This window comes from Streptomyces sp. F63, assembly GCF_018070345.1.
Classification (GTDB): Bacteria; Actinomycetota; Actinomycetes; order Streptomycetales; family Streptomycetaceae; genus Streptomyces.
In genome coordinates this window covers 37633-49492 of sequence record NZ_JAGPXX010000020.1, presented here as the reverse complement: position 1 = coordinate 49492, position 11860 = coordinate 37633, and the positions used below count along the sequence as shown (strand labels likewise).

Genomic DNA, 11860 nt, shown 5'->3' with positions numbered 1-11860 from the left:
GTTCCTGTCCTGACGCGCCGTTTCCCTCGCGCTACTCCCCGGCCGGTACGGCGCCCGGCGCGGCGGCCGCGGGCACGTCCGGCGGCGCGTCCGCGGACGGCACGGCGCCCGCGGACGGCACGGCGGCGGCGGGCGGCACGGCGGCGGCGGGCGGCACGGCGGCGGCGGGCGGCACGGCGGCGGCGGCGGGCGACGGCTGCCAGCCGGGCCCGCGCAGCACCCGGCCGGCGCGTTCGCGCCAGCTCCGGGCGGCGCGGAGGTCCCGGGCGATCGCCACGTACTCGTGGGTGGCCACCCGCAGCGGGTTGTAGGTGTGGATGTTTTTGGTCAGCCCGTAGACGGGCCGCTCCACCTCGGCCGCGAAGGAACCGAACAGCCGGTCCCAGACGATGAGGATGCCGCCGAAGTTGCGGTCCAGATAGCTGCCCTGCGAGGCGTGGTGCACGCGGTGGTGCGAGGGGGTGTTGAGGACGAACTCCAGCGGCCGGGGCAGCTTGCCGATCCGCTCGGTGTGGATCCAGAACTGGTAGACGAGGCTGACGGAGGAGAGGAAGGCCAGCACCGCCGGATGCACACCACAGGCGATCATGGGCAGGTAGAACGGCCACGTGGTCAGGCTCGTCCACGGCTGGCGCAGCGCCGTGGAGAGGTTGAACTTCTGGCTGGAGTGGTGCACCACGTGGCAGGCCCAGAGGATGCGGATCACGTGGTGGCCGCGGTGGGACCAGTAGTAGAAGAAGTCCTGGGCGACCAGCAGGAGCAGCACGGTCCACCACACGGTGGGGACCCGCAGCGGCGTCAGCTCGTAGACGGCGGTGTAGATCGCGACGATCGGGATCTTCCACAGCAGATCGAACACCAGGCTGCCGAGCCCCATACCGATGCTGGTGGCGGCGTCCTTGGACCCATAGCCGGCGGCGTCCTCGTCCGGGTGCAGCCGGTAGCTCACCGCCTCGACGACGGTGAGCAGCACGAAGGCGGGTATCGACCACAGCACGACGTCGGGAAGGTTGGGCATGCACGCACGATAGGACCCGCCGCGCCGCGCCGCCAGAGGTAGTTACCGAGCAGTATTTCCCGCGGGTACCGGATCCGGCCCCCGCGGAGCGGCCGGACGCCCCGCGGCCGGGGCCGGAACCCCGCCGGCCGGACGGCCGGGCCGACCCGAACTCCCCCTCCCCCGCCGCGCGTTGCGGCTCCGGAGCCGCCCGGGCACCAGTGCCGTTCCGGCCGCCGGGCCGGGGGGCGGCGGCGGTGTCGGCGCGGCCCCGTATTCTCAGTGACCATGCTCGAAGACCGCACGGCAGCCCCGCCCCTCATCGGGCGGCAGTCCGTTCCGACGCCCCCGACCGCCTGGCCCCCCGCGTATCCGCGGGGCTATGCCGTGGTCGACGTCGAGACCACCGGTCTCGCCCGGGACGACCGCATCGTGTCGGCCGCCGTCTACCGGCTCGACGCACGGGGCGAGGTGGAGGACCACTGGTACACCCTGGTCAACCCCGAGCGCGATCCCGGACCGGTGTGGATCCACGGTCTGACGAGCGACGTCCTCGAAGGCGCCCCGCTCTTCCCGGAGATCGCCCAGGAGCTCGCGGCGCGGCTCGACGGCCGGGTGCTCGTCGCGCACAACGCCATGTTCGACTGGTCGATGCTGGCCCGGGAGTACGCCCGGGCGGGCAGCACGGCCCCGGTGCGGCAGCGGCTGTGCACCATCGCGCTCGCCAAGGAGCTGCGGCTGCCCCTGCCGAACCACAAGCTGGAGTCGCTCGCCGCGCACTACGGCGTCCAGCAGCGCCGGGCCCACCACGCCCTGGACGACGCCCGGGTGCTCGCCGAGGCGTTCCGTCCCAGCCTGCACCTGGCGGCCGGCAGCGGAATGGCCCTGCCGCTGCACACCTGCCGGCCGCTCACCGAGTGGCACGACGGCCCCTCCCCCGCCGGGGGGACCCGCGGCTCGTACCGCCCGGCGAGCTGGCGGCCCAGCCGCAGGCGCCCGCCCTGCCCGTATCCGAACCCGGGCCGGTACGAGCCGGGCAAGCCCCTGATACAGGGCATGCGGGTCGCCTTCTCCGGCGACACCTCCGTGGACCGGGAGCTGCTGGAGGACCGCGCCACCGAGGCCGGCCTGCACGTCGCCACGAGTGTGTCCCGGCTCACCAGTCTGCTGGTGACCAACGACCCCGGCTCGGCCACCTCCAAGACCGTCAAGGCCCGGGCCGTCGGCACCCCCGTGGTCGACGAGGCCGCGTTCATGCAGCTGCTGGGCGATGTCGCCCCGGCAGCGGACGCCGCCCCGCAATCAGGTGAATGAGGCGCGACGCGCCCGCCGCACGCCCCCCGTCCGCCGCCCCGCGCCCGCAGTCTGTGGCGCATGGCCAGATGCGAGGTATGCGGAAACGACTACGGCATGAGTTTTGAAGTGCACGCCCAGGGCGACGTGCACGTCTTCGACTGTTTCTCCTGCGCCATCCACCGCATGGCGCCGATCTGCGAGCACTGCGACTCCCGGATCATCGGCCAGGGCACGGAGGCGGACGGGCACTTCTACTGCAGTGCCCACTGTGCCCGGGCCGAGGGGAAGGTGGGCCTGGTCGACCACGTCTGACCCCGTCCGGCCACGGCCCACCGGGCCCTACCGTCCCGCACCCCGCGACCGAGTTGTACGGTCGTGGGGTGTACCGCTTCCTGTTGACCCGGCAGTGGGTGATCCTCACCCTCGTGGCGCTGCTCCTCGTCCCCGTGATGATCGAGCTGGGCTTCTGGCAGCTCCACCGCCATGAGAACCGGGTCGCGCACAACCGGCTGATCGAGCGGAACCTTCGGGCCCGCCCCGTGCCCGTGACCGAGCTGACCTCCCCGGGCCACGTGGTGCCGAAGGACGACTACTGGCGGAGTGTGACGGCCACCGGCACCTTCGACACCGCGAACGAGGCCGTGATCCGCCAGCGGACCGCCCCCGACAGTGACCGCATCGGCTACTTCGTGCTGACTCCCCTGCTCCTCGGCGACGGCCGCGCCGTGCTCGTCAACCGCGGCTGGATCCGGACGGGCGCGGACCTCGCCGCGTTCCCGGAGATCCCCGCCCCGCCCGCCGGGCAGGTCACCGTCACCGGCCGGCTCATGGGCGACGAGACCACCGAGGCCAGCGGCATCAAGGACAAGCAGGGGCTGCCCGACCGGCAGTACATGCTGATCAACAGCGGCCGGCAGGCCGAGCGGCTGGACCGGGAGGTGCTGGGCGGCTACATCGAGCTGGTGAAGCCCGCGGCCCGCAGCCCGCAGCCCCTCGCCGAGCCCGACCACGACAGCATCGGCGTCAACATGGCCTACGCCGTGCAGTGGTGGATCTTCGCCGCGGGGGTCCCGGCCGGCTGGGTGATCCTCCTCCGCCGCGAGCTCGCCGACCGCCGCCGCGCGGACGGCAGGGCCCGGGACGGGGAGAGCGGCGAACCCGTGCCCGTCCCGTCCTGACCCGCCGCGCCCCGCGTCCGCGCGCCCGGCCGGGGTAGGCAGGAGGCACAGGCCCGGGGCGGCGGGAGCCCGGGCACCGACGGGGAAGGGACGACGTGCCGGGACTGATCGAGGACTACGCGCTCATCGGCGATCTGCAGACGGCCGCCCTCGTGGGCCGCGACGGCTCCATCGACTGGCTCTGCCTGCCCCGCTTCGACTCGGGCGCCTGCTTCGCCGCGCTGCTGGGCGGCGAGGAGAACGGCCGCTGGCGGCTGGCTCCCCGTTCCGCCGGCCCCGGCACGGTCTGCGCCGGCCGCTCGTACCGCGGGGACACCCTGGTGCTGGACACCGTCTGGGACACCCCGGAGGGCAGCGTCCGGGTCACCGACTTCATGCCGCAGCGCGACCGCGCCCCCGACCTGGTCCGCATCGTCGAGGGCCTGTCCGGCCGGGTGGAGATGACCGGCGAGATCCGGCTGCGCTTCGACTACGGCGGCATCGTCCCCTGGGAGCGCCGCGCCGACGGCCACCACATCGCCGTCGCGGGCCCGGACTCGGCCTGGCTGCGCACCGAGCAGGCCGTCTGGACCCGCGGCGAGGACGGCTGCGCCCGCGCGGACTTCACCGTCGCCGCGGGCGAGCGCGTGGCCTCCGTCCTCACCTGGCACCCCTCGCACGAGGAGGTGCCGCACGCCATAGACCCGTACGAGTCCCTGGCCCACACGCTTCAGGACTGGGAGACCTGGTCCGCGCAGTGCACGTACCAGGGGCCCTGGCGGCAGGCCGTGCTGCGGTCCCTGATCACACTCAAGGCCCTCACCTACGCCCCGACGGGCGGCATCGTCGCCGCGGCCACCACCTCGCTCCCCGAGGAGATCGGCGGCGTCCGCAACTGGGACTACCGCTACTGCTGGCTGCGGGACGCCGCCCTCACCCTCAAGGCGCTGGTCTCCGGGGGCTATCTCGCCGAGGCCGCCGCCTGGCGGGACTGGCTGCTGCGGGCCGTCGCCGGCTCCCCCGCGGACCTCCAGATCATGTACGGGATCGCGGGCGAACGGCGGCTGACGGAGATCGAGACGCCCTGGCTGGGGGGCTACGAGGGCTCCGCCCCGGTCCGGATCGGCAACGCCGCCGTGGAGCAGCACCAGCTCGACGTCTACGGCCAGGTCCTGGACTCCCTCCACCTCGCCCGGCGCAGCGGACTCGCGCCGGAGGAGAACGCCTGGAACCTCCAGCGGGCGCTGATGGACTTCCTGGAGGGCGACTGGCGCGAGCCGGACGAGGGGATCTGGGAGATACGCGGCCCGCGCCGCCACTTCGTCCACTCCAAGGTCATGGCGTGGGTGGCCGCGGACCGGGCGATCCGCACCACGGAGGCCCACCCGGAGCTGAAGGCCGACACCGGACGCTGGCGGGCGATGCGGGAGACCGTGCACCGGGAGGTGTGCGAGAAGGGCTACGACCCGGAGCGCAACACCTTCACCCAGTACTACGGTTCCCGGGGGCTGGACGCGGCCACCCTCCTCATCCCCGCGGTGGGCTTCCTGCCGCCCTCCGACCCGCGCGTGGTCGGCACCGTGGACGCCGTGCGCCGCGAACTCGACCACGGCGGCCTCATCCGCCGCTACGAGACCGGCTACGGGGAGGACGGCCTGCCCGGCGGCGAGGGCGCGTTCCTCGTCTGCTCCTTCTGGCTGGCCGACGCGCTGCTCGCCACCGGCCGCCGCGCCGAGGCCCGGGACCTGTTCGAGCGGCTGCTGGGCCTCCGCAACGACGTGGGGCTGCTGGCGGAGCAGTGGGATCCGGTCACCGGCCGCCAACTGGGCAACTACCCGCAGGCGTTCAGCCATGTGGGTCTGGTCAACACGGCCCGGGCGCTCTCCTCGGCGGACGGTACGAGACCATGGGGCCATGGATCTTGGACTGAATGACCGTGTGTACGTCGTCACCGGCGGCTCCCGGGGCCTCGGCCTGGCCGCCGCCCGCGAGCTGGTCGCCGACGGCGCGAGGGTCGTGCTGGCCTCCCGCGACGGGCAGAGCATCGCCGCCGCGGCCGAGGGCCTGGGCCCGAACGCGATCGGGATCGCCGCCGACAACGCCGATCCGGAAACCCCCGGCCGGCTCATCGGCACGGCCCGGGACCGCTTCGGGCGCTTCGACGGCGTGCTGGTCAGCGTCGGGGGCCCGCCGCCCGGTTCCGGCGCGGACAACACGGACGAGCAGTGGCGGTCCGCGTTCGAGTCCGTCTTCCTGGGCGCCGTCCGGATGGCCCGCGCGGCGGCGGGCGAGCTGGGCGAGGGCGGCGTCATCGGCTTCGTCCTCTCCGGCTCCGTCCACGAGCCGATCCCCGGGCTGGCGATCTCCAACGGGCTCCGCCCGGGGCTGGCCGGCTTCGCCAAGTCGCTGTCCGTGGAGCTCGGCCCGCGCGGCATCCGCGTCATCGGGCTGCTGCCGGCCCGGATCGACACGGACCGGGTCCGCGAGCTGGACGCGCTCTCCGGCGACGCGGAGGCGGCCCGCGCCCGCAACGCGGCCGCGATCCCGCTCGGCCGCTACGGCACCCCGGAGGAGTTCGGCCGGACCGCGGCCTTCTTCCTCTCCCCCGCGGCCTCGTACCTCACCGGGGTGATGCTCCCGGTGGACGGCGGCTTCCGGCACGGCTTCTGAACCGCCCGGCTCCGGCCTCCGCGGGACTGCCGTGACCGGCCGGTCCCGCGGAGGCCGGGCGGATGCCGGTCAGTCGGAGAGGCCCGCCAGATCGCGGAGGCGGCGGCTCTGGGCCGCGCGCTCCGCGGCCCGCTGCTCGTCGAGGGTGCGGCCGGCCGCGCCCTTCAGCAGTGCCTTGGTCTCGATGACGGCGTTGCGCGGCGCCACCAGGATCGCCGCGGCCAGGTCGCGGGCCGCGGCGTCGAGCTCGGCGGCCGGGACGACGAGGTTGGCGAGACCGGTGCGCTCGGCCTCGGCGGCCTGCACGAAGCGGCCGGTGACGCAGATCTCCAGCGCGCGGGCGTAGCCGACGAGCGCGACCAGGGGGTGGGTGCCGGTGAGATCCGGCACGATGCCCAGGCCGGTCTCGCGCATCGCGAACCGGACGTCGTCGGCACAGACCCGCAGATCGCAGGCGAGAGCGAGCTGGAAGCCGGCGCCGATGGCGTGGCCCTGCACGGCGGCGACGGTGACGATGTCGTTCCGCCGGAGCCAGGTGAAGCCCTCCTGGAACTCGGCGATGGCCGACTCGCCGCCGTCCTCCCGGGCCGCCAGCTCCATCACGGAGGGCTCGCCGTCGAAGCCCTCGGGGGTGAAGGCGCGCCGGTCGAGGCCCGCGGAGAAGGACTGGCCCTCGGCCCGCACCACGACGACCCGGACGGTTCCCGGCAGGAGCCGCCCGGACTCGGCCAGGGCGCGCCACAGGGCGAAGGTCTGGGCGTTGCGTTTGGCGGGGTTGGCCAGGGTCACCGTGGCGACGGAGCCGTCGTCGTCGAGGGTGAGCCGTACGCCGTCCCGGTCCAGCAGGGTCATGGGTGCCTCCGGAATGGGCCGCAGTGGATCAGCGCCGGTCGCGCAGCGGGGCCGTGACGGTACCGGTCCGCTCCCGGGCAACTGTATTACTGCACAGTAACCACCCGGGCGGCCGGAAGACCGACCGGGTGGTCACCACCCGTTCCGTCGGGGCGCACCGTCCTTGCGGACGGGACGGAGATCAGGACGAGGCGGCCTTCTTGCCGCGTGTGGCGCCGCCGCGGCCCCGCAGGGTCACCCCTGACTCGCTGAGCATCCGGTGGACGAATCCGTAGGAGCGGCCGGTCTCCTCGGCCAGCGCCCGGATGCTCGCACCGGAGTCGTACTTCTTCTTCAGGTCAGCCGCGAGCTTTTCGCGCGCGGAGCCGGTCACCCGGCTGCCCTTCTTCAGAGTCTCGGCCACCCGTGCCTCCTCATGGGAAGTGCGCCTCTGGACTTCTCATGATCACCCCTATCCGCCGTCCTGGCCACCCATTCGACAAGGTCCGTACGACATCCCCGGCCCTTGTATACGGCACGTAATGGCCCGGAAGACCGGAATTCCCCTTCCGTTCCCACCCGCCGCATTCCGCCGTGTGCGGGGAAGGGCCAGGTCAGACGCGGTGGGCGGACCGGCGGGCCGGGCATGGCACAGCAAGGGCGCGGAGGCCCGGAGACGCACCGGAGTACGACCCGGACTCACTCATATGACGGATCACGTATGGGCCGAATGATCCAGCCGGAGTGGATCACGGAGTGGGACCGCTCCGAGATCAGGCCAGGGCGACGAGATCCGCGTAGTCCTCGCCCCAGAGGTCCTCCACGCCGTCGGGGAGCAGAATGATCCGTTCCGGCTGGAGGGCGTCCACGGCGCCCTCGTCGTGGGTCACCAGGACCACCGCGCCGGTGAAGGTGCGCAGCGCGCCGAGGATCTCCTCGCGGCTGGCCGGATCGAGGTTGTTCGTCGGCTCGTCGAGCAGCAGCACGTTGGCCGAGGAGACCACGAGAGTGGCCAGCGCCAGCCGGGTCTTCTCCCCGCCGGAGAGGACCCGCGCGGGCTTGTCGACGTCGTCACCGGAGAAGAGGAACGAGCCGAGGGTCTTCCGGACCGCGACCAGATCGAGGTCCGGGGCGGCGGAGCGCATGTTCTCCAGGACCGTGCGGTCCGGGTCGAGGGTCTCGTGCTCCTGCGCGTAATAGCCGAGCTTGAGGCCGTGGCCCGGGGTCACCGCGCCGGTGTCGGGCTTCTCCACGCCCGCGAGCAGCCGCAGCAGCGTGGTCTTGCCCGCGCCGTTGAGGCCGAGGATCACGACCCGGGAGCCCTTGTCGATGGCCAGGTCGACGTCCGTGAAGATCTCCAGGGAGCCGTAGGACTTCGACAGGCCCTCGGCGGTGAGCGGCGTCTTGCCGCACGGCGCCGGGTCGGGGAAGCGGAGCTTGGCGACCTTGTCCGAGACCCGCTGCTCCTCCAGGCCCGAGAGCAGCTTCTCCGCGCGCCGGGCCATGTTCTGGGCGGCGACGGTCTTGGTGGCCTTGGCCCGCATCTTGTCGGCCTGGCTGTTGAGGGCGGCGGCCTTCTTCTCGGCGTTGGCGCGCTCCCGCTTGCGGCGCCGCTCGTCGGCCTCGCGCTGGGCCTGGTACTGCTTCCAGCCCATGTTGTAGACGTCGATGCGGGAGCGGTTGGCGTCCAGGTAGAAGACCTTGTTGACGACGGTCTCGACGAGCTGGACGTCGTGGGAGATGACCACGAAGCCGCCGCTGTAGGTCTTGAGGTAGTCCCGCAGCCAGACGATCGAGTCGGCGTCGAGGTGGTTCGTCGGCTCGTCGAGCAGCAGGATGTCGGAGTCCGAGAAGAGGATCCGGGCCAGCTCGACCCGGCGGCGCTGGCCGCCGGAGAGGGTGTGCAGCGGCTGGCCGAGGACCCGGTCGGGCAGTCCCAGGCTGGCGGCGATGGTGGCGGCCTCGGCCTCGGCGGCGTAACCGCCCTTGGTGAGGAACTCGGTCTCCAGGCGCTCGTACTTCTTCATCGCCTTGTCGCGGGTGGCGCCCTGGCCGGTGGACATCCGCTGCTCGTTCTCGCGCATCTTGCGGATGACGGCGTCCAGGCCGCGGGCGGAGAGGACGCGGTCGCGGGCGAGCACGTCCAGGTCCCCGGTGCGCGGGTCCTGCGGCAGGTAGCCGACCTCGCCGGAGCGGGTGACGGTGCCGGCGGCGGGGATGCCCTCGCCGGCGAGGACCTTGGTCAGGGTGGTCTTGCCGGCGCCGTTCCGGCCGACGAGGCCGATGCGGTCGCCCTTCGCGATGCGGAAGGAGGCGGACTCGATGAGAAGACGGGCTCCGGCGCGCAGCTCAAGGCCGGTGGCGGTGATCACGGGAATACTCCAGGCGGAACGGACGGACGTCGGGCGGTCGGATCGACGGGCGGATCCGGGCGGATCCGGGCCGGTGCCGGACGGATCGCGGATCTCTCGGGGCCGCGGCACGGCGCGGGCGCGACGCCGTCTAATGAGCGAGGAGAATTGCCATACGGGCCAGTCTAACCGTGTGGCGCAACCCGGTTTCGCCCCGTGGCTCGCGGGCGGGGATCCGGTGGTCACCGGTCCGCCCGGCGGGCCCTTCCGGGACCGGGCGGGGAGACTGGAGGCGGACGGCCGGTGCGCCACCGTCCGCCGGAGCGGATCCGGAGATCCGGTGAGGAGTGACCGATATGACGGACCTGACGGACAGCCGGGACCGGACGGACCGTGCCGGCACCGGGGGCAGTGCCCATCCGAGCGTCTGCCCGACCCTGCGCTACGAGGACCCGCACGCCGCCCTCCGCCAGCTCACCCGGGCCTTCGGCTTCACCGAGGTCGCGGTGTACGAGGACGAGGAGACCGGCACGGTCGTCCACGCCGAGCTGTCGTACGGCAACGGCGTGGTGATGCTCGGCAGCAGGACGGAGCAGGGCGCGCTCACCGGCGCCCCGCCGGGCGGCGGCCCGGTCGGGGTCTACGTGCGCGTGGCCGACGTCGACGCCCACCACCGCCGCGCCAGGTCCCACGGGGCGGAGATCCTCGCCGCCCCGGCCGACGAGCCCTACGGCGCACGGACGTACACGGCGCGGGACACCGAGGGCAATGTGTGGAGCTTCGGCGACTACGTCCCCAGCACGATGCCCCCGGTCTGAGCCCCCGGTCCGAGGGCTACGCGCCGCCGGTGTGGACCTGGAAGGCCGCCCGGCGGACGGCCTTGGCCAGGGCCGGGTCCGGGTGGGCCGCGGCCAGGGCGACCAGGACCTGGACCGTGCGCGGGTGACCGACCGAGCGCACCTCCCTCAGCAGGGCGGGCACCGAATCCTGCACCGCGGACTCCAGATGGTGGACCAGCAGCTGACCCTCGCCGTGGTCGGCCACCGCGGCGGCGGTGTCGACCCAGAGCCAGGTCGCCTCCTCGCGGGTGAGCACGTCCGGGGAGTCCTCGGGATCGCCACCCTCCTGTTCGGCCAGCCACAGCAGGGCGTACGGACGCAGACAGGGTTCGCCCGTCACCGCCCGCACGGCCGGCTCGGCGGGGGCGCCGACGACGCGCAGCGCCTCGAAGGCGAGGCCGCGCAGCAGGGCGTCCTCGCCCCGGGCCACCTCCAGCAGTTCCTCGACGGCGCTGCCGACGGGGCGGGCCGCGAGCCAGGCGCGGCACTCCGCGCGGGCCGGGCCCGGGGTGAGGCCGGCGCAGCCGCGGAGCATGTCGGCGGCGGGCTGTTCGATGTTGCCGGCCGGGCTCTGGGCGGCCACGCAGATCTGTTCGAGCTTGACCCAGACCGCCCAGTTGCCGAGCGGGGTCATCGTGGCCTGGCCGTCCTCCCGGGTCAGCGCGCCGACGGACACCAGGCCGTCCAGCGCCCAGTCCAGCAGGGGCGCGGGGGGCGGGCCGCCGGCGCGGCCCTCCCCGGCCGGTCTTTCCGCGGGCCGCTCCCCGGGGCCGGTGTCGGGCGTGCCGCTGCCGGTGCAGGGCACCTCGCAGCGCTCCGTGCGGAGCTCGGCGACCCGCTGTTCGAGGATGTCCCCCAGGGTTCCGAGCGGCACGGGCCCGGCCGACAGCTGGAGCACGGAGAGCACCTGCGGTACGGCTTCGACGACTTCGGCGACGACGGTGGGCGCGAAGGCGGACGGGGCCGGGTGGGCGATCGACCAGGCGTCGAGCAGGGCGACCCAGCCGCGCAGCGCGGCGGTGTCGTCGCGGTCCCAGGCCTGGAGGCGCCAGCCGGGGCGGGCCACGTCACCGTGGAGTTCGACGAGTCCGGCGAGCCGGGCGCGGTCCCAGTCGGCGCGGACCTGATGCGGTGTCAGCCCGAGGGCGCCGGCGGCCCGCTCGGCGGCCTCTCCGCAGAGCGCCCCGGTGCCGCCCGGTCCGAGCCGGGCGCCGCGGCCGCGCTCGGCGTCGGCCCAGCGGGCGATCCGCACCGCTCCGGCGAGGATCTCCCGCGCGTGCCGCGCCAGTTCGGCGGGGGCGGGGGTGCCCGCGGGGGGCCGGGGGGCGGCGGCCCCCCAGGCCGGGGGGCCCTGTCGTTTGCGACGGGTCGTCACCGCCCGCCGGGCGGCGGCGGTCGGTCGTTTCGGGACGAGATGGAGCCGGGAGTCGCGCGGAGTACGGGACGTCACGGCAGCAGTGTCCCGGGTGACGGCCCGAAAGCCCAATCGGAGGGTGCGGCACCCATGACGCAGCGGGTCCGGAACGGCCGCCGGCGGGTGCCGCCGCCGAAGACTCCGCGGCGCCGCGGACCGGGGCGGCGGAGGGCCCGCGTCCCGCACGGGGGCGGCACCGCCGCTCTCCGGCGGCCCGCCCCCGACGCGCTCGCGGCCACCGGGCGGCGCCGCGCCCGTGCCCGGCCGGACCCCCGGCCGCGGAGAGGCCGCCGTTCGCGGTCTCC

Annotated in this window: 11 protein-coding genes; 6 read left to right on the top strand and 5 right to left on the bottom strand. The window is 74.1% G+C overall.

What is annotated here, in order from left to right:
* Positions 1–31: 31 nt before the first annotated feature.
* Positions 32–1018 carry a sterol desaturase family protein gene (locus KBZ10_RS19770; RefSeq protein ID WP_210988994.1) on the bottom strand — a complete coding sequence of 329 codons (987 nt, stop codon included), beginning with the start codon at positions 1016–1018 and terminating at the stop codon, positions 32–34.
* Between the two features lie 267 nt (positions 1019–1285).
* On the opposite strand from KBZ10_RS19770, the gene KBZ10_RS19765 reads away from it, so the two are divergent.
* The 5 genes from KBZ10_RS19765 (at position 1286) to KBZ10_RS19745 (ending at position 6120) form a co-directional block, all read left to right on the top strand.
* Positions 1286–2311, top strand: coding sequence for a DEDDh family exonuclease (locus KBZ10_RS19765; RefSeq protein ID WP_210988993.1), 1026 nt, complete (start codon positions 1286–1288; stop codon positions 2309–2311).
* 60 nt (positions 2312–2371) lie between these two features.
* A complete protein-coding gene (locus tag KBZ10_RS19760; protein WP_210988992.1) occupies positions 2372–2605 on the top strand; it encodes a hypothetical protein in 234 nt (77 codons plus the stop codon).
* A 68-nt stretch (positions 2606–2673) separates the two neighbouring features.
* Complete coding sequence (locus KBZ10_RS19755; RefSeq protein WP_210988991.1) at positions 2674–3471, top strand: SURF1 family protein; 798 nt, start codon at positions 2674–2676, stop codon at positions 3469–3471.
* 95 nt (positions 3472–3566) lie between these two features.
* Positions 3567–5384, top strand: coding sequence for a glycoside hydrolase family 15 protein (locus tag KBZ10_RS19750; protein ID WP_210988990.1), 1818 nt, complete (start codon positions 3567–3569; stop codon positions 5382–5384).
* A complete protein-coding gene (locus KBZ10_RS19745; RefSeq protein WP_210988989.1) occupies positions 5365–6120 on the top strand; it encodes an SDR family oxidoreductase in 756 nt (251 codons plus the stop codon). Before KBZ10_RS19750 ends, KBZ10_RS19745 begins: the two co-directional genes overlap by 20 nt.
* A gap of 69 nt (positions 6121–6189) precedes the next feature.
* Here the strand turns inward: KBZ10_RS19745 and KBZ10_RS19740 are convergent, their stop codons facing one another.
* From KBZ10_RS19740 to KBZ10_RS19730, 3 genes are all read right to left on the bottom strand, one after another.
* Entirely contained in the window at positions 6190–6972 is a 783-nt protein-coding gene (locus tag KBZ10_RS19740) for an enoyl-CoA hydratase/isomerase family protein (protein ID WP_210988988.1), read from the bottom strand.
* Positions 6973–7153: 181 nt separating this feature from the next.
* Positions 7154–7375 (bottom strand): helix-turn-helix domain-containing protein, encoded by a 222-nt coding sequence (locus tag KBZ10_RS19735; RefSeq protein WP_069811969.1) that lies wholly within the window; start codon positions 7373–7375, stop codon positions 7154–7156.
* Between the two features lie 349 nt (positions 7376–7724).
* Entirely contained in the window at positions 7725–9323 is a 1599-nt protein-coding gene (locus KBZ10_RS19730) for an ABC-F family ATP-binding cassette domain-containing protein (protein ID WP_210988987.1), read from the bottom strand.
* A 335-nt stretch (positions 9324–9658) separates the two neighbouring features.
* On the opposite strand from KBZ10_RS19730, the gene KBZ10_RS19725 reads away from it, so the two are divergent.
* Positions 9659–10120 (top strand): VOC family protein, encoded by a 462-nt coding sequence (locus KBZ10_RS19725; RefSeq protein WP_210988986.1) that lies wholly within the window; start codon positions 9659–9661, stop codon positions 10118–10120.
* A 16-nt stretch (positions 10121–10136) separates the two neighbouring features.
* Here the strand turns inward: KBZ10_RS19725 and KBZ10_RS19720 are convergent, their stop codons facing one another.
* Positions 10137–11591, bottom strand: coding sequence for a hypothetical protein (locus KBZ10_RS19720; RefSeq protein ID WP_210988985.1), 1455 nt, complete (start codon positions 11589–11591; stop codon positions 10137–10139).
* Between the last annotated feature and the right edge of the window lie 269 nt (positions 11592–11860).